General features: G+C 64.0%; 16 protein-coding genes and 1 tRNA gene. 11 read left to right on the top strand and 6 right to left on the bottom strand.

Annotation, left to right across the window (positions count from 1 at the left end; genetic code table 11):
• Nucleotides 1-4 precede the first annotated feature (4 nt).
• The 3 genes from ACFVSJ_RS18500 (at nt 5) to ACFVSJ_RS18490 (ending at nt 3,400) form a co-directional block, all read left to right on the top strand.
• Entirely contained in the window at nt 5-1,561 is a 1,557-nt protein-coding gene (locus ACFVSJ_RS18500; protein ID WP_387438409.1) for a circularly permuted type 2 ATP-grasp protein, read from the top strand.
• Between the two features lie 64 nt (nt 1,562-1,625).
• Nucleotides 1,626-2,552, top strand: coding sequence for an alpha-E domain-containing protein (locus ACFVSJ_RS18495; protein ID WP_387438408.1), 927 nt, complete (start codon nt 1,626-1,628; stop codon nt 2,550-2,552).
• Nucleotides 2,549-3,400 (top strand): transglutaminase N-terminal domain-containing protein, encoded by an 852-nt coding sequence (locus tag ACFVSJ_RS18490; RefSeq protein WP_387438406.1) that lies wholly within the window; start codon nt 2,549-2,551, stop codon nt 3,398-3,400. Before ACFVSJ_RS18495 ends, ACFVSJ_RS18490 begins: the two co-directional genes overlap by 4 nt.
• A 3-nt stretch (nt 3,401-3,403) precedes the next feature.
• On the opposite strand, the gene ACFVSJ_RS18485 is transcribed toward ACFVSJ_RS18490, so the two are convergent.
• A complete protein-coding gene (locus ACFVSJ_RS18485; RefSeq protein ID WP_387438405.1) occupies nt 3,404-4,855 on the bottom strand; it encodes an SDR family NAD(P)-dependent oxidoreductase in 1,452 nt (483 codons plus the stop codon).
• Nucleotides 4,856-4,915: 60 nt separating this feature from the next.
• A complete protein-coding gene (gene glgC / locus ACFVSJ_RS18480) occupies nt 4,916-6,322 on the bottom strand; it encodes a glucose-1-phosphate adenylyltransferase (RefSeq protein WP_387438404.1) in 1,407 nt (468 codons plus the stop codon).
• Between the two features lie 99 nt (nt 6,323-6,421).
• Between glgC and glgA the strand changes: the two genes are divergently transcribed.
• Nucleotides 6,422-7,618 carry a glycogen synthase gene (gene glgA, locus ACFVSJ_RS18475; RefSeq protein WP_387438403.1) on the top strand — a complete coding sequence of 399 codons (1,197 nt, stop codon included), beginning with the start codon at nt 6,422-6,424 and terminating at the stop codon, nt 7,616-7,618.
• Nucleotides 7,619-7,734: 116 nt separating this feature from the next.
• Here glgA and ACFVSJ_RS18470 read toward each other — a convergent pair whose 3' ends face one another.
• Nucleotides 7,735-9,834, bottom strand: coding sequence for an acyl-CoA dehydrogenase (locus tag ACFVSJ_RS18470; protein WP_387438402.1), 2,100 nt, complete (start codon nt 9,832-9,834; stop codon nt 7,735-7,737).
• A 47-nt stretch (nt 9,835-9,881) separates the two neighbouring features.
• Nucleotides 9,882-10,517, bottom strand: coding sequence for a TetR family transcriptional regulator (locus ACFVSJ_RS18465; RefSeq protein WP_387438454.1), 636 nt, complete (start codon nt 10,515-10,517; stop codon nt 9,882-9,884).
• 162 nt (nt 10,518-10,679) lie between these two features.
• Here ACFVSJ_RS18465 and ACFVSJ_RS18460 point away from each other — a divergent pair, with 162 nt between their 5' ends.
• From ACFVSJ_RS18460 to ACFVSJ_RS18450, 3 genes are read left to right on the top strand one after another with little or no spacing between them, the layout of a single operon-like run.
• Nucleotides 10,680-12,020 carry an acetyl-CoA C-acetyltransferase gene (locus tag ACFVSJ_RS18460; protein WP_387438401.1) on the top strand — a complete coding sequence of 447 codons (1,341 nt, stop codon included), beginning with the start codon at nt 10,680-10,682 and terminating at the stop codon, nt 12,018-12,020.
• A gap of 8 nt (nt 12,021-12,028) precedes the next feature.
• Complete coding sequence (locus ACFVSJ_RS18455) at nt 12,029-13,369, top strand: 3-oxoacyl-ACP reductase (RefSeq protein ID WP_387438400.1); 1,341 nt, start codon at nt 12,029-12,031, stop codon at nt 13,367-13,369.
• Nucleotides 13,366-14,286, top strand: a complete 921-nt coding sequence (locus tag ACFVSJ_RS18450; protein ID WP_387438399.1) for a MaoC family dehydratase — start codon at nt 13,366-13,368, stop codon at nt 14,284-14,286. The genes ACFVSJ_RS18455 and ACFVSJ_RS18450 overlap by 4 nt, the downstream gene beginning before the upstream one ends.
• Before the next feature lie 200 nt (nt 14,287-14,486).
• Here the strand turns inward: ACFVSJ_RS18450 and ACFVSJ_RS18445 are convergent.
• Nucleotides 14,487-14,572: transfer RNA gene (locus ACFVSJ_RS18445), tRNA-Leu, on the bottom strand.
• 267 nt (nt 14,573-14,839) lie between these two features.
• On the opposite strand from ACFVSJ_RS18445, the gene ACFVSJ_RS18440 reads away from it, so the two are divergent.
• Together ACFVSJ_RS18440 and ACFVSJ_RS18435 are read left to right on the top strand one after the other, a co-directional pair.
• Nucleotides 14,840-16,144, top strand: a complete 1,305-nt coding sequence (locus tag ACFVSJ_RS18440) for a M20/M25/M40 family metallo-hydrolase (RefSeq protein ID WP_387438398.1) — start codon at nt 14,840-14,842, stop codon at nt 16,142-16,144.
• Between the two features lie 13 nt (nt 16,145-16,157).
• Nucleotides 16,158-17,318 carry an acyl-CoA dehydrogenase family protein gene (locus ACFVSJ_RS18435; protein ID WP_387438397.1) on the top strand — a complete coding sequence of 387 codons (1,161 nt, stop codon included), beginning with the start codon at nt 16,158-16,160 and terminating at the stop codon, nt 17,316-17,318.
• Nucleotides 17,319-17,326: 8 nt separating this feature from the next.
• Here the strand turns inward: ACFVSJ_RS18435 and ACFVSJ_RS18430 are convergent, their stop codons facing one another.
• A complete protein-coding gene (locus ACFVSJ_RS18430) occupies nt 17,327-17,560 on the bottom strand; it encodes a DUF5703 family protein (protein WP_387438396.1) in 234 nt (77 codons plus the stop codon).
• Nucleotides 17,561-17,599: 39 nt separating this feature from the next.
• On the opposite strand from ACFVSJ_RS18430, the gene ACFVSJ_RS18425 reads away from it, so the two are divergent.
• The gene (locus ACFVSJ_RS18425; RefSeq protein WP_387438395.1) at nt 17,600-17,857 is read left to right on the top strand and encodes a hypothetical protein; all 258 of its coding nucleotides are present in this window, start codon (nt 17,600-17,602) and stop codon (nt 17,855-17,857) included.
• Nucleotides 17,858-18,126: 269 nt separating this feature from the next.
• Nucleotides 18,127-19,800 (top strand): sugar transferase, encoded by a 1,674-nt coding sequence (locus ACFVSJ_RS18420; RefSeq protein ID WP_387438394.1) that lies wholly within the window; start codon nt 18,127-18,129, stop codon nt 19,798-19,800.
• Nucleotides 19,801-19,820 lie beyond the last annotated feature (20 nt).

The following is a 19,820-nucleotide window of genomic DNA, read 5'->3' as shown; positions in this document are numbered from 1 at the left end:
TCCCATGTCTGACCTCTTCCAGGATTACTCCGAGGCCGCCGCACGAAGCGGTGCCTATGACGAGATGTTTGCCAGCGGCCACGTCGCCAGAAAATCCTACGGTCAGGTTGCCGGTGCCCTGCAGGAGCTCTCCCTGGCGGATGTCACTGCCAGGGCTGACTCCATGGCCCGCAGCTTCCTCGACCGTGGCGTGACCTTTGACTATGCGGGGGAGGAGCGGCCGTTCCCGCTGGACATTGTTCCGAGGGTCATTCCGGCGGATGAATGGGACGTGCTGGAGCGCGGTGTGGCCCAGCGCGTCAAGGCACTGGAAGCCTTCCTCAACGACGTCTACGGGCGGATGGCAGTGGTGGCCGATGGTGTCATTCCGCGCCAGCTCGTGACCACCAGTGCGCACTTCCACCGCGCCGTGCACGGCTTTGAGCCCTCCGGGGGTGTGCGCGTACACGTCTCCGGCATCGACGTCGTCCGGGACGCCGCGGGAACCTTCCGGGTCCTGGAGGACAATGTTCGCGTGCCCTCCGGCGTCAGCTACGTCCTGGAGAACCGCCAGGCCATGGCCAAGGGGCTGCCCGAGGCGTTCGGCCAGCAACACATCCGTCCGGTGGAGGAATACCCTCGCAGGCTGCTCTCTGCCCTGCGCAAGACCGCACCCGCGGGCGTGGACGATCCCACCGTCGTCGTCCTGACACCGGGTGTCTTCAACAGCGCCTACTTCGAACACACCCTCTTGGCAGGCCTCATGGGCGTGGAACTGGTGGAAGGCCGCGACCTCATCTGCCGCGGCAATCGCGTGTACATGCGGACCACCGCCGGTGAGCAGCGCGTCGACGTCATCTACAAGCGGATCGACGACGACTTCCTGGACCCTCTCCAGTTCCGTTCCGATTCCATGCTGGGATGCCCGGGACTGGTCAATGCCGCCCGGGCCGGCGGAGTGACCATCGCCAACGCCGTGGGCAACGGCGTCGCGGATGACAAGCTCGTGTACAGTTACGTCCCTGACCTGATCCGTTACTACCTGCATGAAGAGCCGATCATTGCGAACGTGGATACTTTCCGGCTTGAGGAAAAGGAAGCCAGGGAGCATGTTTTGGACCGTCTTGAGGAGCTGGTGGTCAAGCCCGTGGACGGTTCCGGCGGCAAGGGGCTGGTCATCGGCCCCGATGCTTCCAAGGAAGAACTTGATGCCTTGCGCAAACGTGTGATCGCCGATCCCCGCGGCTGGATCGCGCAGCCCGTGCTGCAGCTGTCCACCGTCCCGACGTTGTCAGGTGACAAGTTCGGTCCACGGCACGTGGACTTGCGCCCGTTTGCAGTGAACGACGGCGACGACGTCTGGGTCCTCCCCGGGGGACTCACGCGGGTGGCCCTCAAGGAAGGGTCGCTGATTGTGAACTCCAGCCAGGGCGGCGGCTCCAAGGACACGTGGGTACTGGCCAATTCGCCTCAGATGCCCTCCGAATTCATCCCACGGCAATCAGTGACGGTCCGCGAGCAGGTTTCCGTGTGGCCCGTAGAGAGCAACTGGCGGGACCGGCAAACGGAACAACAGCAGTGAGTACGGTTCCGTTCCTTCCAACCCCTGAACTTCGACATGCACCACGCGAAGGAGGCACAGTCGCATGCTGAGCCGTATTGCCGAGTCACTCTTCTGGATTGGCCGCTACGTTGAGCGCGCCGATGGCACCGCCAGGATCCTGGACGTGCACCTGGAGCGCCTGAACCACCTGCCCCTCGAGGAACAACGGACTGTGGCCAGGGACCTTCTGGCCGTCATGGGCGCCAAGCCGCAGAACGAAGATTTCGGACTTCCTGAGTTGCTTCACGCCCTGGCGTACGACAAGCAGAGCGCCTCCTCCATTGCAGGCTCGCTTGGCGCGGCCCGCGAGAACGCCCGCAGGGCCCGTGAAACGGTGTCCCAGTCGCTCTGGGAAAGTCTCAACACCACCTACTACGGGCTCAACCAGCACCGCAAGGACGTGGTGGGCACCTACCGTTTCTGCAACTGGGTCCTGGAACGCACCGCCATGGTTCGCGGCCTCGCCGACACCACGGTGAGCCACGACGAAAGCTGGCTCTTCATGGTCCTGGGCCGTTCCCTTGAACGCGCCGACATGACAGCGCGCATGCTCTCCACAAGGGACGTACAGTCTGCCGGGATGTCCTGGGTCAACATGCTGCGTTGCGCCGGAGCCTACGAGTCGTTCATCCGGACGCGCAGGGCTGCTTTCGGAGACCAGCACGCAGCCGAGTTCCTGCTCCTGGACCGCTTGTTCCCCCGCTCGATCGTCTACGCCCTGCGGGACGCTGACGAGTGCCTTGCCAAGCTCGATCCATCCGCGCAACGGGTGGGCTTCATCAACGATGCGCGCCGGATCGTGGGCCAGGCCAGGACCTTCCTTGAGTTCCACCGGACGGATGACCTGATGTCCGAACTTCCTGAGCACATGGAACGCGTGCAGAAGGCAGTGACCCAGGCTTCGGACGCGATTTCCCGTAAGTACTTCAATCAGGCTGATGAACACGCCTGGGTGGGAGAAGTTTCATGACCCGGCTGAGCATCGTCCACAAGACGGCGTACAAGTACAACCGCCGCGTGACCTTGAGCTACAACGAGGCCCGGATGACCCCGCTGACGGACGGCCAGCAGGTTGTCCTGGAGTCTTCGCTGAAGGTTTCCCCCAACCAGGCCTCGGTCAGCACGTATCGGGACTATTGGGGTACGCGCGTCACCGCCTTCGACATGCAGATGCCCCATGAAAACCTCGAAGTCCTGGCCACCGCCACCGTCGAGGTACACCGGACCGAGCGCGTCGCCAACGAAGACGACATCGTTGGCTGGGACATTATCCGCTCGATGAAGATCCAGGATGAGTTCAGCGACTGGCTGCCCCAGTCGCGCCTCAGCGGACCGGGCGAGGAAGTCCTCAGCCTCATCCCCGGCGTCGTCGACGGCAAGAACCCGCACGAGGCGGCACTGGCCGTCTTCGCCTGGATGGCCGGCGAAATGACGTACATGAAGGGCACCACGGGAGTCACCACCAATGCTGAGCAGGCGTGGACCCAGCGCCAAGGCGTTTGCCAGGACCTCGCGCACCTGGCCATTGGAGCGCTGCGCAGCTGCGGCATTCCGGCCAGGTATGTGTCCGGCTATATCCACCCCCGGTCCTCGGCCGATATCGGTGAAACCGTGGCAGGCCAGTCCCATGCGTGGCTGGAGTGGTGGGACGGCGAGTGGCGGAGCTGGGATCCGACCAACCACAAGCCGGCGGGCGACTACCACGTGACAGTGGCCAAGGGCCGCGACTACCGGGATGTACCGCCCCTCAAGGGCATCCTGTCAGGAGGCGGCGGCTCCGGGCTGTCCGTTTCGGTGGAGATCACCCGCCTGGCGTAGGGCTTACCAGGGCGAGGGCTTGTAGTCCTTGAGGAAGACGCCGTACTGGTCCTCGCCCTGCTCACCCATGACGATCGGATCGTAGACCCGGGCCGCGCCGTCAACGAGGTCCAGCGGCGCGTGGAATCCTTCCTCCATGAGCCTGACCTTGGTGTAATGCGGCCGCTCGTCGGTGATCCAACCGGTATCCACCGCGGTCATGAGGATCCCATCGGAGTCCAGCATTTCCTGGGCGCTGGTGCGCGTCATCATGTTCAACGCGGCCTTGGCCATGTTGGTGTGCGGATGGCCGGGTCCCTTGTAGGCGCGGGAGAACTGCCCTTCCATGGCGGACACGTTCACAATGTACTTCCGCCGGGCCGTGGAGCGCTTCATGGCACCCCTGAGCCGGCTGACCAACAGGAACGGCGCCGTGACGTTGCACAACTGGACCTCGAGCATCTCCAGGGGATCCACTTCGTCCACTACCTGGGTCCAGCTGTTGATGGTTGCCAGGTCCGGGACCAGTCCGCCGGCGTCGATCGCCGTTCCGGATTCGATCCTTGCAAGGGACGCCGAGCCCGTCGAGAGTGCCAGCGAAGTGATGGCGTCGCCGGCGAGGACAGGGTGTTCGGTGACACTGCTGGCCAACGCCAGCGGGTGCTTGTCATGGGCATGCCCGAACGTCACCAGCTCCGGCCCGCCGTTGGCAGCTTCCAAAGCAGCCGGCAGTGGCTCGTCCTCGGCGTCGACCAGTGGCTTATAGGCGTTCCCCGAGCGGCGGACTGTCTGTGCCGCGTTGTTGATGATGATGTCCAAGGGGCCGGCCTCATTCAGCGAGTCGGTCAGGGCCATCACCTGGGCGGGATCCCGAAGGTCGATTCCGACGATCCGCAGCCTGTGCAGCCAGTCGGCGCTGTCGTCCATGGCGGCAAACCGGCGTGCGGCGTCCTTGGGGAACCGCGTGGTGATCGTGGTGTGGGCGCCGTCCCGCAGCAACCGGAGCGCGATATACATGCCGATCTTGGCCCGGCCACCCGTCAGCAGGGCGCGTCGCCCTGCCAGATCGGTCCGGGCATCCCGCTTGCTGTGGCTGAACGCCGCGCATTCCGGGCACAACTGGTGGTAGAAGGCGTCCACCTGGGTGTAGTGCTGCTTGCAGATGTAGCAAGGACGGGACCGGATGAGGTGCCCGGCGATCTCACCCGTTGCCGATGGCGCCAGCTTGTTTCCGCGGGTTTCGTCGTCGATGCGGTCAGGGGCGGCGGTCGCGGTGAGGGCCAGGACAGCCCTGTCTGCTTCGGCAATCGAATCGCGCTTGGTGACCCGGCGGTGCCGTTTGACGGCCTTGAACATCTTGCCGGTGGCCCGCCGGACCGCAATGTAGTCCGGATGCTCCTCGTCATAGGCATGGATGGTGGTTAAAACCTTGAGGCAGGCCTGGATCTCCTCAGGCGTCAGGTTGGTGGAGCTCATTGACCTGATTTTACAGCCTTGGGACCCTGCGGCCTGCCTCTGGTTGGGACGCGGTGGTTGCTAGCGCGCGGCGCCTTGCGAAGCGGCATCGACCACGCGTGCTTGGATTCCGGCGGCGACCTTCTCGGCAGAATCCCGAATCGCTGGATCGCCCTGCGTGGCAGCCTTGAGGGCTTCCGGAAGGCTGCGGCGGTACTCGGCGGAGAGCGCAAGCTCCTCTTGACCCGGTTCCGGAACTACTTGGCCCTTGGCCAGCACCGTAATGCCGGACTCGGTGACCTTGTACCCCCGGGCCTTGTCCAATGCGGGATCCACGCCAATGGCCGCACCTGCGGGCACCTTGACGTTCTTGTCCAGGATGGCCCGTTTGATGACGGCGCCCTCTCCCACCCGAACCTTGTCCATGAGTACGGAATCCTGGACCCGGCTGCCGGCTTCGACGAAGACGTCGTTGGACAGCACCGAACCTTCAACAACGCCACCCGAGATGACGGCGCCGCTGGCAACGATGGAGTCGAGGGCTGTACCTACGGTGTTGTTTCCGCCGCGGACAAACTTGGCCGGCGGGGAAATGCTCTGGCGGGTGTAGATCGGCCATTCGGAGTTATACAGGTTGAAGACCGGAACCGGGGAGATGAGGTCCATGTGCGCGTCGTAGAAGGAGTCGATGGTACCGACGTCGCGCCAGTAGGTGCGGTCCCGTTCGGTAGCCCCGGGAATGTCGTTGAGCGTGAAGTCGTAAACCCCGGCCTCACCCTTGTCCACGAAGTAGGGGATGATGTCGCCGCCCATGTCGTGCTTGGTGTCGAGCCGTTCGGCGTCCACGTGCAGTGCCTCGACCAAAGCGTCGGCGTTGAAGACGTAGTTGCCCATGGACGCGAGGAACTGATCCGGAGCGGCTGCGAGTCCCGGTGTGCTGGCAGGCTTCTCCACGAAGGCTGCAATCTTTTGGGGGTCGTTCTGGTCCACTTCGATAACGCCGAACTGGTTGGCCATGTTAAGCGGCTGGCGCACGGCTGCAACAGTGGCCTTCGCACCGCTGGCGATGTGCTGTTCCACCATCTGCGAGAAGTCCATGCGGTACACGTGGTCCGCGCCGACAACCACCACAATGTCCGGAGCGTCGTCGTGGATCAGGTTCAAGGACTGGTAGATGGCGTTGGCGCTGCCCAGGAACCAGCTCTTGCCCACACGCTGCTGTGCGGGCACGGATGCGACATAACGCCCCAACTGCGTGGACATGCGCCACGTCTCGGAGATATGGCGGTCGAGGCTGTGCGATTTGTACTGGGTTAACACAACAATTCGCAAATATCCCGAATTGACCAGATTCGATAGTGCAAAGTCAATAAGCCGGTACCCGCCGGCAAACGGTACAGCTGGCTTGGCACGGTCCGCTGTCAGCGGCATCAGGCGGTTGCCCTCCCCGCCGGCCAGAACGATTGCCAAAACTTTCTTCAACGCCATGGTTACAGCTCCCCGTACGTCTTCGTAGCCCCCAAAAGTCCGATTTTCCGGACTCTTTCACACTAGAACACATACGGCTGAACGACTACGTTGGTTAGCGTGCGAATAGACATTGTGACTAAAGAATTCCCTCCGGAAATTTATGGCGGTGCCGGTGTCCACGTTGCCGAGCTCAGCCGCGTGCTGGCGAAGCACGTTGACTTGCACGTGCGGGCCTTTGGTGCCGCACGTGAAGCTGACTACCACGGTGCAACGGTTGACTCCTACGGAACGCCCGAGGATCTTGGCGGCGCGAACGCCGCCGTCCAGACCCTGGGCGTCGATCTGCGGATCGTTCCGGACGTTGCGGGAGCGGACGTCGTCCACTCGCACACCTGGTACGCCAACATGGCAGGCCATCTGGCGTCCTTGCTGCATGGCATCCCCCATGTTCTCAGCGCCCACAGCCTTGAGCCGTTGCGGCCCTGGAAAGCCGAGCAGCTGGGCGGCGGCTACGCGCTCTCATCGTGGGTGGAAAAGACCGCCTACGAGGCCGCAGCCGCGATCATCGCCGTGTCGGAAGGCATGCGCCAGGACATCCTGCGCAGCTACCCCAACGTGGATCCCGCCAAGGTGCGCGTGGTGCACAACGGCATCGACGTCTCGTTGTGGGAGCGGGACGAGGAAGAGGACGCGGTCCGTGCGTTGGGCATCGATCCGGCCAAGCCAAGCGTTGTCTTCGTCGGGCGTAACACGCGGCAAAAGGGTGTGCCGTATCTCTTGCGCGCGGCGTCGAGCCTGCCTGCCGATGTCCAGTTGGTCCTTTGCCTTGGCGCTGCCGACACCCCTGAACTCGCCGCCGAAACGGCGAAGCTCATCGAGGAACTGCAGAGCAAGCGTGAAGGCGTCATCCTCATTGAACGGATGCTTCCCCGCCGTGAGCTCATCCAGGTGTTGAGCCACGCAACAGCGTTTGCTTGCCCGTCGATTTATGAGCCGCTCGGCATCGTCAACCTGGAAGCGATGGCCTGCGGTGCGGCCGTGGTGGCCAGCGCAACGGGCGGCATACCCGAGGTGGTTGAGCACGGAAAGACCGGCCTGCTGGTTGAACTTGAGCAAGTAACCGACGGCACAGGCACGCCGCTGGATCCCGAAAAGTTCGTCCGTGATTTCGCGGCCGCACTGAACGAGGTCGTCTCGGATCCCGCCCGTGCCCGGGACATGGGCGCGGCCGGCCGCCGCCGCGCCGAAGATCACTTCTCGTGGGAATCCATTACCGAAACAACCCTTGAGGTCTACCGCTCGGTCCTCGCCTAGGCGTCACTGAAGCAGCCCGAACGACGACGGCGCCGCCCCCTTAAGCGGGGGCGGCGCCGTCGTTCGTGGAAAAGCTTCCGCAAGTGTTCACCAAATGGTTTAACAGGGCTGCTAGCTCAGCGCGATGCGGCCGCCTTGAGGGCCAGGAGCGACTTTTCATCGGCCGGGGCGCTGCCGCTGGCACGCTCATGCCGGAAGTACTGGCGCGCCTCGTCCTGCCGGGTTGCCTCAGCCCCGGTGGCTATGGCCGCCCTCAAGTGCTCGGGACCGTAGCCAAACGCTTCCACGAGGCCCAGGGCATGCGGGCGGATCTTGACGAGCAGCCGGTTGATATAGGTGCCCACGGTGCGGGCACGCTGCATGGAGAGACGGCCGTTCATGAGGTACCAGGAGAGGTGCTTCTCGATCAGGGAGAGTCCAAAGAGGTCACGCAGCCAGGTGAGTACCTGCTTGGTTCCGGCATCCCCGACCTGACCCAGTGCCTCCGTGAAGGCCTCCCATTGGAGCAGCTCCGCGTGGGCTTGCGCGGCTTCAATGAGTTCGTGCTGGTGCTGGTTGAACAGCGCCGCAGCCTGGTGTTGCGGGAGTTTGTTGGCACCCTTCAGAGCCGCACCCACTTCAGCCACCATGGACTGGACCCGGTCGGTGAGCAGCGTGCGCTGGCCCGCCTCGTCGCGAAGCGCCAGGGCGGCCTTTTGGACGGATCCGGAGTCGGCCACGAATTGGGCCACTTGGCGCAGGCCTGTGCGGTGGAAAGCCACGTCAGCGGCCTGATCCACTACATACCGGGCCAGCACACCGAAGTCTGCACTGCGGAACTCCTTGGCGTAATCGGCCAGGAGGCGCTTGGCCACCAACTGCAGGAGCACAGTGTTGTCGCCTTCAAAGGTCACGTACACATCGAGGTCGGCGCGCAGTGACGCAAAGCGGTTCTCGATGAGGAAGCCTGCGCCGCCGCATGCCTCGCGGCATTCCTGCAGGGTGTCCAAGGCGTGCCACGTGCTGAGCGGCTTCAACGCCGCGGCGAGCGTTTCCAGGTCCTGGCGGTCGGCGTCGGTATCGTGCGCGCCCGAAAACACGTCGTCGAACTTCCGGAGCAGCTGCTCGTGCGCAAAGCTGGCCGCATACGTCGTAGCCAAGCGGGTGAAGAGGCGGCGCTGGTGGCGCTGGTAGTCCAGCAGTACTTCCTCGTCCGTGGCCGAAGAGGCGTTGAACTGCCGCCGTTCCGTGGCGTACTGGATGGCGGTCTGCAGGGCCACCTTGCTCGCAGCCACCGCGGCGCCGTCCAGGGAGACCCGGCCCTGAACGAGCGTACCGAGCATGGTGAAGAATCTGCGGCCCGGGCTTTCAATACTGGAAGAGTACGTTCCGTCCGGGGCTACGTTGCCGTAACGGTTCAGGAGGTTGGCGCGGGGGACCCGGACGCCGGTGAAGTGCAGGCGGCCGTTGTCGATGCCGTTGAGGCCGCCCTTGATGCCGTCGTCCTCGCCCCCGATGCCCGGAAGGAATTCTTTTGTCGCCGGGTCGCGCAGCTCCACATAGAACGCGTGCACGCCGTGGTTGACCTTCCGGGTGATGAGCTGGGCGAACACCACGGCAGCCAGGCCGTCATTGGCGGCGTTGCCGATGTAGTCCTTCCACGCCGCCCTGAATGGCGTGTTGATGACGAATTCCTGGCTCGACTCGTCATAGGTGGCCGTTGTGGCGATGCTGGCAACGTCGGAGCCGTGGCCCGTTTCCGTCATGGCGAAGCAGCCCGGGATGTCCAGGCTCATGATGCCCGGAAGCCACTGGTCATGGTGTTCCTTGGTCCCCAAATGCATGACTGCCGAGCCGAAGAGTCCCCATTGCACTCCCGCCTTGATTTGCAGTGAGGGGTCGGCCGTCACCAGTTCCTCGAAGCCGGCGATATTTCCGCCGTGATCGTCGGAACCGCCCAGCCGCTCAGGAAAGGCGCGATGTACAGCGTTGTTGTCCACGAGGTACTTCAGCTGCCCGAACACGCGGTCGCGATGGTCTGTATGCGTCAGGCCTTCGATCTTCCGGACCTCCGCGCGGCCGGCCAGGTCGCGGGCGTGGCGCCGGACGTCGGCCCATGCGCCCAGGAGCTGTTCGCCCAGTGCGGCAACGTCAACCACTGGTTCAGCGTGGCCGGCGGCCGCGCCGCCCGCTCCGGTTTGCGGGGCTGATGATTCGAGATCCACTACGTCAGTCATGCTTCTTCCTTCTTTGGTTCCGGACAACTAAGGCGTCTTTGCTGGTGTCAGGTGGTGGTTTTGAGCTGTGGCGCTATGCCGAGGCACAGCCAATCGGTGATGTTTGCGGCCATCGTCGCTTGATCGGGCTTGCCGGGTGAAGCCGGGCTTCCCAGCCACATTTCACCGGCATTCCGGACCAGGCCAATCGCGGCTGTGGGCCAGTACTCGATCATGGATTCCTTGTCCGGTCCGAGGTACTGGCGCATGGGCGTGGCTATCATGCCGGTGATTTGCTCGAAGAAGTTGCCCAGCGCCCCGGAGGCCGCGATGGCATCCTGTGCCGACGCTTCTCCCGGCGTGATCCTCGTGATGAAGGCGTAGACGTTCGGGCTGGATTCGGCCATCTGGAGGTAGGCGGACACCATGGCGTACAGCCCCTCGCGCGGAGTCTGGGCCGACTGCGCCGCGTCCTTCATTCGCCTCTGCATCTGCCCAAGCACCACTTCGCCCATGGCCTGCTGCAGTCCGGCTTTGTCCCCGAAATAGCGGTAGTAGACAGACTTGGAGGTTCCCGCAGCGCCTGCGATGTCCTCCATGGACGCATCGCTGCCGAGTGCGTGGACTGCCTTCCTGGCTGTCTTGATCAGTGCCCGCCGCCTTTCTTCGCGGTGGGACTGCCAGCGGGCCGTCCGGCCATCCACTGCAGCTTCGGCCTCAACGACGGCGGCAGGGGAGTGCTGCCCGCCGGCCCGGCCGGTGCCCTTGGGGGCAGGAGGGAAATCTGTGGGGCCACTGTTCACGATACCCAGCGTATCAGGTACGCTGGGTATCAGTAACCGGCAACTTTTCCGAAGGAGACAAAGATGGCTTCAGCAGGCGTGGCAACGGGTGCGGCCCGGGAACCCGGGCAGGTACGGGCAGCGGTGATTGTGGGCGGAAACCGGATCCCGTTCGCCCGCACGGGCGGGGCCTACGTGAAGTCGTCCAACCAGGACATGCTCACTGCCGCATTGGATGGGCTGATCGCACGGTTTGGCCTGCAGGACGAGAGAATCGGCGAGGTCGCGGCCGGGGCGGTCCTGAAACACTCCCGGGACTTCAACCTCACCCGCGAGGCGGTCCTGGGATCGGCACTGTCCCCGGAGACCCCTGCCTACGACCTGCAGCAGGCCTGCGCCACTGGCTTGGAGACGGTCCTCGGCCTGGCCAACAAGATCAAGTTGGGCCAGATCGATTCCGGCATCGCAGGGGGCGTCGACTCCGCATCCGACGCACCCATCGCGGTCAGCGAAGGTTTGCGCGAGATCCTCCTGGACCTGAACCGTGCCAAGACTCCCGTGCAGAAGTTGCGCATCCTGGGCAAGATCCGCCCGAAGGACCTCGCTCCCGATGCACCCAGCACGGGCGAACCCCGCACTGGCCTGTCCATGGGCGAACACCAGGCCCTGACCACGGCACAGTGGAAGATCTCCCGGGAAGCCCAGGACGAACTGGCATTCAACAGCCACCACAACCTGGCTGCCGCCTACGACCGCGGCTTCTTCGACGACCTCATCACTCCCTACCGTGGCCTCAACCGCGACTCGAACCTGCGCCCGGACACCTCCTTGGAGAAGCTCGCCGCACTCAAACCGGTGTTCGGCAAGAACCTGGGGTCCCAGGCCACCATGACCGCGGGCAACTCGACGCCGCTGACCGATGGTGCTTCCACGGTCCTCCTCGCCAGTGACGAGTGGGCGGACAACCATGGCCTGCCCAAGCTGGCCACCGTGGTGGATGGAGAAGCCGCCGCCGTCGACTTTGTCCACGGCAAGGACGGACTCCTCATGGCGCCCGTATTCGCTGTTCCACGGCTCCTGGCCCGCCATGGACTCACCTTCGAAGACATCGATTTCTTCGAAATCCACGAGGCCTTCGCCGGGACCGTGCTCAGCACCCTGGCGGCCTGGGAGGACGAGGACTTTGGCCGCACCCGCCTGGGCCTGGAAGGAGCCCTGGGCAAAGTGGACCGGGCCAAGCTCAATGTCAACGGATCGTCCCTCGCTGCAGGCCATCCCTTTGCGGCAACCGGCGGCAGGATTGTTGCTTCGCTGGCCAAAATGCTGCATGAGAAGGGCACAGTCGACGGCCGCCCGGCCCGGGGACTCATCTCCGTCTGTGCCGCGGGCGGCCAGGGTGTCGTCGCAATCCTGGAAGCTGCGTAGGGGGACAAGTGACGGACAAATACACGCAATTCGTCAGCCAGGGAATGGGCAAGGACCTGGCCAAGCGCCTCGGCCTGCCGCAGCCCGTCGTGTTGCGCCGCTACCAGCCCGGGGCGCCCCTCGTTACAGGGCCGGTCCTGGTCAATGGGGACAGCGCCGGGGCCGATGACCTTGCCACCACCCTCCTTGGCTGGGGCTTGGACGTACGCCGGAACGCCCTTCCCAAGGAGAAGCTCGGTGCCATCGTCCTGGTGCTGGATTCCGTGCAGCACCCCGAGGATCTCGGGAAGCCGGTCCTCACAATGGGCGCTTCCCTGCGGGAACTGGCGTCCAACGGCCGGGTCATCACGGTGTCCCGGGCGGCACAGGGAACGGCTTCTCCGGCAGCAGCCGCGGCGCGCCAGGGCATAGACGGCCTGCTGCGTTCGTTGGCGAAGGAACTGCGTTCGGGTGCCACCGCGAACGGGATCCTGCTCGCGGAAGATCTCGCCACCACCAGCCCGTCCGTCCTCGGAGCCCTCCGGTTCTTCCTGTCTGGCCGCTCGGCCTATGTGGACGGTCAGTTCATTTCGGTGTCGTCGGCAGCGGGGCGCCTGCCGGCAGCCGCCGACAAGCCGCTTGCCGGCAAGGTTGCCGTCGTCACCGGCGCCGCGCGGGGTATCGGCGCCGCGATTGCCCGTACCTTGCACCGGGATGGGGCGAAAGTGGTGCTCGTGGACATTCCCGCCGCCGGAGACCATTTGGCTGAGGTGGCCAACCAAGTGCGCGGCACGGCGTTGCAGCTGGACATCAGCCGCGCCGATGCCGGGCAGCGGATCATCGAACACGCACTGGAGCGCCACGGCAACCTGGACATCGTGGTGCACAACGCGGGAATCACCCGGGACCGTCTCCTGGCCAACATGGACCAGGGTCGCTGGCAGTCGGTCATCGCGGTGAACATCGCGGCACAACTTCGGATCAACGAGGCCCTCCTGGCATCGGAACATTTCAAGGACTCTCCCCGGATCGTCTCCGTGGCCTCAACCAGTGGAATCGCGGGCAACCGCGGACAAACCAACTACGGAGCCTCCAAGGGCGGCGTGATTGGCATGGTGCGTTCAACGGCGCCCCTGATGGCTTCGTTTGGCGGCACCATCAACGCCGTAGCTCCGGGTTTCATCGAAACGGAGATGACTGCCCGGATGCCCATGGCCATCAGGGAGGCGGCGCGCCGGCTTAACTCCCTCAAACAGGGCGGCCAGCCCACGGACGTGGCGGAAGCCATTGCCTTCCTCGCAAGCGACTCTGCCGGAGGCATTTCCGGGGAGGTACTTCGCGTCTGCGGTCAGCAACTGGTGGGCGCATGATCGAAGCCCAGCCCATTATCCTTGGCGAGTTGCCGTCGCTGTCCAAGCTCTACGTCAATGCTGCTGCAACGGCAGCGCGGCGGCGCGTCCTGGGAACCACGCCGGACAAAAAACTCCCTGATGTCAGCCATGAGGTCAGGGGAGCGAAGGCGGACGTGGAGAACCTCACGTCCTACCAGCATTTCCTTGGCGAGACAGCCAGTGACATCCTTCCTGCGGGGTTCGTCCATGCCTTGGCGTTCCCGGTGGCCATGAGCGTCATGAACCGTGACGACTTTCCCTTGCCGCTGCTCGGGATGATCCACCTCAGGAACCACGTGGAGCAGTACAGCTCCATTGCGTTCACGCAAGCGTTGGATATCAGGGCGTGGGCTGAGAACCTCGCCGGTCATCGCGCAGGGACGCAAGTGGATGTGGTTGCGGAGGTCCGTTCCCACCAGTCGGGTTCGGTGATGTGGAGGGGGGTGTCCACGTACTTGGCCAAAGGCGTCTTCTTGCCGGGAATCGACAAGCCCGGGCACTCCAACGGTGCCGCGAAGGAGGATTTTTCTCCGCCCTTCCCCACGGCCCTCTGGCAGCTTGGGGTGGATACCGGACGCAGTTACGCTGCGGTTTCCGGGGACTTCAATCCCATCCACTTGAGCGTTCTCTCGGCCAAAGCATTGGGCCTACGGGGATCGATTGCCCACGGCATGTACCTGGCTTCCAGGGCCCTGGCCGACGTAGGCGCCGTGAAGGCCGAGGCGTTCATCTGGGATGTGGCCTTCGAGGCTCCGGTGTTCCTGCCTGCCCGGGTGGCTTTGGACATTTCCACCACGCAGGCCGCGTCCGGCGCGTGGGAGCGGTCCGACTATGTTGCCTGGAATCCGCGCAGCGGCCGGCGGCATTTCACCGGCAGCGTTGCGGTGCTGGGCTAGGTCTGCAGGCAGACCTTGGCGCACGACGACGGCGGCAGTCACCAGTGGTGACTGCCGCCGTCGTCGTTAATCTGCAAAAGGCAATTTCGGCAGATGAACGAGCCCGCAACAAATGTGAGCAAACTCGCAACCATGTAGTTATGCGTCGATAGGGGGTTAAACAAACAAGGCCCGGAATCCGAAGATTCCGGGCCTTGAGTTGGTGCGCGGAGGGGGACTTGAACCCCCACCCCCTTTCGAGGACTAGCACCTCAAGCTAGCGCGTCTGCCATTCCGCCACCCGCGCAGGTGGTTTTCGAAGCGGGATTTTGCGCCGTTCGGCACTTCACTTCCCTTCGAAGCAGCGAGAAAAACTCTAACACGGTTTGGGGGAACACAAAAATCGGACCCTCGGTGCTGAAATGCCCCGACCAAGCCGGAGTGGGCTGCCGGCCGAATGTCTCCATCCGCGTCCATTCGATGAGTAGGCTGAGGGGACACGGGACACCACGGTGGCGGAATCCGCACCGCGCGTCACCGGAACCTGCAGCCCAGCCACGCAAGGAGAAATTCCATGTCTGTCATCCGTCCCGAGGACGAAGTAGTCCGGATCTGCCAAGAGCTCATTCGCATTGACTCGTCCAACTTCGGCGATGGCACCGGGCCGGGGGAGCGTGCGGCCGCTGAGTACACCGCTGGCCTGATCAGCGAGGTTGGCCTGGACGTGGAGATCTTCGAATCGGAACCGGGCCGTGCCAGCGTGGTCACGCGCATGGCCGGAGAAGACCCTTCGAAGGATGCCTTGGTGGTCCACGGACACCTGGACGTGGTCCCGGCCCTCAAGGACCAGTGGAGCGTTGACCCGTTCAGCGGCGAATTGAAGGACGGCCTCATCTGGGGCCGTGGAGCGGTGGACATGAAGGACATGGACGCCATGATCCTTTCGGTCCTGCGTGACTTTGCCAGGACGGGCCGCAAGCCCAAGCGGGACATTATCTTCGCCTTCTTTGCCGACGAGGAAGCCGGCGGCACCTACGGGGCCCGGTACGCCGTCGAGCACCGACGCGAACTGTTCGACGGCGCAACTGAAGCCATCTCCGAGGTGGGGGGCTTTTCGGCCAACATCGGCGGCCAGCGCACCTATCTCCTGCAGACCGCGGAAAAGGGCATCTCCTGGCTGCGCCTGGTTGCCCATGGGCGCGCCGGCCACGGCTCGCAAATCAACACGGACAACGCCGTAACCCGCTTGGCGGCTGCTGTTACGAGGATCGGCGAATACAAGTGGCCCATCGAACTGACGCCCACCACGCGTCAGTTCCTGGACGGCGTCACGGAACTGACCGGCGTCGAGTTCGATGCCGGCAACCCGGACATCCTCCTCAAGGAACTCGGGACCGTTGCCCGCTTCGTGGGCGCCACCCTGCAGAACACTTCAAACCCCACCCTGCTGCGGTCGGGATACAAGCACAATGTCATCCCCGAGTCGGCCGAAGCCTTCGTTGACTGCCGTACCCTCCCCGGACAGCAGGAGCTGGTCTTTGAGACCATCAAGGAGCTGGCCGGCGAAGGCATCGACATCAGCTACGTGAACAAGGACGTTTCCTTGGAAGTCCCGTTCGCCGGAAACCTGGTGGACTCCATGATCGACGCCCTGCATTCCGAGGACCCCGGCGCCAAGGTGCTCCCCTACACGCTCTCGGGCGGTACGGACAACAAATCCTTGAGCAAGATCGGCATCACCGGTTATGGCTTCGCTCCACTCATGCTGCCGGACGAGCTCGATTTCACCGGGATGTTCCATGGCGTCGACGAGCGCGTTCCCGCCGAATCGCTGAAGTTCGGTGCCCGGGTCCTCAACAGGCTGCTCACCAACTACTAGGAAGGTTGCGGCGATGGTTCCCGAGGACATCCTGCCCGATGAATTGCTGGAGCGGATCCGTGGACGGGCAGCCGGCTACGACCGGGACAATGCGTTCTTCCACGAAGACCTCGTGGACCTCGCCGATGCCGGCTACCTGAAGGCTTTTGTTCCGGAGTCCGACGGCGGCCTGGGGCTTGGGCTCGAAGCGGTAGCCGCGCTTCAGCGCAGGCTCGCCACGGCGGCCCCGGCCACGGCACTGGGCGTGAACATGCACCTGGTGTGGACCGGCGTCGCGCAGGTGATGAACGCCCGGGGCGACGACTCGCTGGCCTTTGTTCTGAAGGAAGCCGGGCAGGGTGAGGTTTTTGCCTTCGGCATTTCGGAAGCCGGCAACGATTCCATGCTGTTCGATTCCGGGACAGTGGCCGAGCCGCTGCCGGACGGAAGCTACCGATTTACCGGACGGAAGATCTTCACAAGCCTGTCCCGTGGCTGGACCCGGCTGGGTACGTTCGGCAAGGACTCCGCTGCCCGCAACGGTGACGGCGAATTGGTGTTCGGTTTCCTGCGCCGCGAGGATCCCGGCCACCAGACCCTTGATGATTGGGACACCTTGGGCATGCGGGCCAGCGCGTCCAACAGCACCTTGCTGGAGGGCGCCGTGGTGCCGCCTGAGCGCATCTTCCGGAAGCTGCCAGTGGGGCCAAACCGGGATCTGTTGATCTTCGCGATATTTGCCTGCTTCGAAACCCTGCTCGCCGCCGTTTACACCGGGCTCGCGGAGCGCGCGTTGGCCGTGGGAGTGGAGAATGTGAAACGCCGCGTCTCGGCGAAATACGGGGGACGCAGTTTTGCCCAGGACCCCGATATCCGCTGGAAGATCGCCGACGCCGCCATGGCGCTGGACGGTATCTACCCACAGCTCGCCGCGACAGCACGGGATGTGGACGGGCTGGTGGATCACGGGCCGCAATGGTTCCCGAAGCTGGTGGGCCTGAAATCCCGGGCGACGGAAAACGCCCGCTACGTGGTTGACCTGGCCCTCAGGGTATCCGGGGGAGCGGGCTACTTCCGGGGCTCGGAGCTTGAGCGGCTCTACCGCGATGTGCTGGCCGGCATTTACCACCCGTCCAACGACGAATCCGCACACAATACTGTGGCAAACGCCTGGCTGGGGCCCTTGGAAAGCTAACCCAAGGACTACACCGTTCGCTGGACGGAGTACACCTTGCGGCGAAGCCAGAACCGTCTGCCCCCGCCCATGTAGAGGCGGCTGCGTTCCAACTCCCACTTGCCGTACTCGGAATGCTCGGCCAGCCGACGGCGGGCCTCCGGAAGTGAATCCTCAGGTCCAACCGTCAGGACGAGGTACTCGTACTGACGTGCATAGTCTCTTTGGCGCTCAACGGAGCCGCCTTGAAATTGTTCCTTCATCCCTCTCCATTTTGGTCCTTTTCGGGCTAACGTGAAGGCATGAGCATCGATCCGCGTGTCGCGCTTCAGTCACTGACTGCTGCCTTCGAAGAGCATTTGGCCGCTGCCTCCGCCCGGCGCGGGGAGGGTGATCCCACCGTCGAGGCGGCCTTCTTCGCCGTCGCCGATGCGTTCGAGGTTTACGAAGACGCACTGTACGAGGCCTATTCCGAGGTTACTCCCCTCCAAGTGTTCGACGAGGATGAAGAGGACGGGGACGAGGTCCTGGACGAGGACCTCGAAAGCCTGGAGGACTAACCAACCGCTGAACCGGCCACCCACTGGGGTGGCCGGTTTTTTGTGCCGTCTTTTGGCTGTTTTGTGCTGCGACAGCTGCGGATTCACGGGGATTTCCGCGTAGGCGGCCCAGGCCCGGCCACGTAGTCCCAAGCGGCGAAGCTAGGTACTCGCGAGTATGCCCAAGGGGCAAACCTGCGCAAAGTTGAGTACCGACTACTGGTGCGCCCTCCACAGGCCACAGCTTCACTGGGTTGTAGGCAATGGCAGGTCTGCAAAAGAAGGCTGACATGGTACGAGTTCCGGTAGTGCGCCAAGGCAAGGCGGCTGCACCAAAGAGTGCGAACCATGCCCCCACGGCATTCGAATTGCAACCGGCTGTTGCCCACGTCAATCCGCCGGCGTCTCCCTGGATTGACAAGTCCGTTGCTGCACAACGGACTGAAAAGGCGGGACTGGCGGCACTGAGGACGGATGTCACCCTGGACCTCGTGCCGCCAGTCACCCATCGCCGTGCGCACGCCGTGCCACAGCGCGCGGAACGTTCCTCCTGGACCCGTTTACTCACCAATGCCCTGCGGCTCTCTGACACAGTCCTGGTGGCGGTTGCGGTCTTTGCCGGGTACCTGTTGAACACCGACGGCCTCGCCGCGGCTCCGGCCGGAAGCGGATACACGAGGCAGACCATCCTCGGCCTGGTTATCGGGCTGGCGTGGGTGGGCGCCTTGGAGGTTTACCGCACGCGGGACTCCAAGGTCCTGGGCGTCGGCCCGGAGGAATACAAGCGGGTCCTCTCCGCCAGCCTGCGCGTGTTTGGCTTCCTGGGTGTTGCGGCGGTGGTCTTCAGAATCGAGTCCGTCAGCACCTTTGTCCTGGTTTCACTGCCGCTCGGAGTGGCAGCACTGACCCTCAACCGCTGGGGTTTCCGGCGCTGGCTGGGCCGCCAGAAGGCGCGCGGTCTTTGCCTTTCCAGGGCCATCGTGGTGGGTGAGCCGGAAGACGTCAGGTACGTGATCAAACAAATCAACCGGCGGTCCGGAGCGCCTTACCACATCGTGGGTGCCTGCCTCCCGGGCGCACGCCGGGGAGCCTCCCTCGTGGTGGACGAGCGCCGGGTTCCCGTCCTCGCTTCCATCTATGGAGTGGCCCGGACTGTCCGCCAAACAAGGGCCAACGCGGTCATCGTGGCCGGGCCGGTTCCGGGCGGCAACCAGTTCATCCGTGAGTTGGGGTGGCGGCTCGAGGAAGACGCTGCAGAACTGGTCCTGGCGGCCACGCTGACCAACGTCGCCGGTCCGCGCATCCACTGGCGCCCGGTGGAAGGCCTCCCGCTGATGCACGTTGACATACCCCACTATTCCGGAGGCAAACACACGCTCAAACGGGCCATGGACATTGTCGTTGCCGGAACGGCACTCCTGGTTCTGTCGCCTGTACTGCTGGTCCTGGGCCTCATCGTCAGGTCCGACAGCCCGGGCCCCGTCCTGTTCAAGCAGGAACGGATCGGCAAGCGCGGAACCACCTTCCAGATGCTCAAGTTCCGGTCCATGGTGATGGACGCCGAGGCAAAGCTGGAAGAACTCAGCACCAAGGACGAAGGAGCCGGCGTGCTGTTCAAAATCAAGGGCGACCCGCGCATCACCAAGTGCGGCCGGTGGATGCGGAAATACTCCCTGGACGAATTGCCACAGTTCTGGAACGTCCTGATGGGCACCATGAGCCTGGTTGGCCCCCGTCCGCCCCTGCTGCGCGAAGTGAACGGATACGAGCAGCACACCCACCGAAGGCTCCTGATCAAGCCCGGCATCACAGGCCTGTGGCAAATCAATGGCCGGTCCGACCTGCCGTGGGACGAGGCGGTACGGCTGGACCTCTATTACGTCGAGAACTGGTCCATCGCCGGGGACCTCATCATCATGTGGCGGACCTTCCGGGCCATGACACGGCCCGCCGGAGCTTACTGAACCCCTTCAACCGAGTCACC

The sequence above is a fragment of the Paenarthrobacter sp. NPDC058040 genome (assembly GCF_042885775.1).
GTDB lineage: Bacteria > Actinomycetota > Actinomycetes > Actinomycetales > Micrococcaceae > Arthrobacter.
Note: the sequence above shows the minus strand (reverse complement) of the source record. Positions and strands in the feature narration are given on the sequence as shown.

What these genes read in the sequence shown, in the direction of transcription:
- ACFVSJ_RS18500 (WP_387438409.1), top strand. Translation starts at nt 5, where the DNA reads ATGTCTGACCTCTTCCAGGATTACTCCGAGGCCGCCGCACGAAGCGGT.
- ACFVSJ_RS18495 (WP_387438408.1), top strand. Translation starts at nt 1,626, where the DNA reads ATGCTGAGCCGTATTGCCGAGTCACTCTTCTGGATTGGCCGCTACGTT.
- ACFVSJ_RS18490 (WP_387438406.1), top strand. Translation starts at nt 2,549, where the DNA reads ATGACCCGGCTGAGCATCGTCCACAAGACGGCGTACAAGTACAACCGC.
- ACFVSJ_RS18485 (WP_387438405.1), bottom strand. Translation starts at nt 4,855, where the DNA reads ATGAGCTCCACCAACCTGACGCCTGAGGAGATCCAGGCCTGCCTCAAG.
- glgC (WP_387438404.1), bottom strand. Translation starts at nt 6,322, where the DNA reads ATGGCGTTGAAGAAAGTTTTGGCAATCGTTCTGGCCGGCGGGGAGGGC.
- ACFVSJ_RS18470 (WP_387438402.1), bottom strand. Translation starts at nt 9,834, where the DNA reads ATGACTGACGTAGTGGATCTCGAATCATCAGCCCCGCAAACCGGAGCG.
- ACFVSJ_RS18460 (WP_387438401.1), top strand. Translation starts at nt 10,680, where the DNA reads ATGGCTTCAGCAGGCGTGGCAACGGGTGCGGCCCGGGAACCCGGGCAG.
- ACFVSJ_RS18450 (WP_387438399.1), top strand. Translation starts at nt 13,366, where the DNA reads ATGATCGAAGCCCAGCCCATTATCCTTGGCGAGTTGCCGTCGCTGTCC.
- ACFVSJ_RS18440 (WP_387438398.1), top strand. Translation starts at nt 14,840, where the DNA reads ATGTCTGTCATCCGTCCCGAGGACGAAGTAGTCCGGATCTGCCAAGAG.
- ACFVSJ_RS18435 (WP_387438397.1), top strand. Translation starts at nt 16,158, where the DNA reads ATGGTTCCCGAGGACATCCTGCCCGATGAATTGCTGGAGCGGATCCGT.
- ACFVSJ_RS18430 (WP_387438396.1), bottom strand. Translation starts at nt 17,560, where the DNA reads ATGAAGGAACAATTTCAAGGCGGCTCCGTTGAGCGCCAAAGAGACTAT.
- ACFVSJ_RS18425 (WP_387438395.1), top strand. Translation starts at nt 17,600, where the DNA reads ATGAGCATCGATCCGCGTGTCGCGCTTCAGTCACTGACTGCTGCCTTC.
- ACFVSJ_RS18420 (WP_387438394.1), top strand. Translation starts at nt 18,127, where the DNA reads ATGGTACGAGTTCCGGTAGTGCGCCAAGGCAAGGCGGCTGCACCAAAG.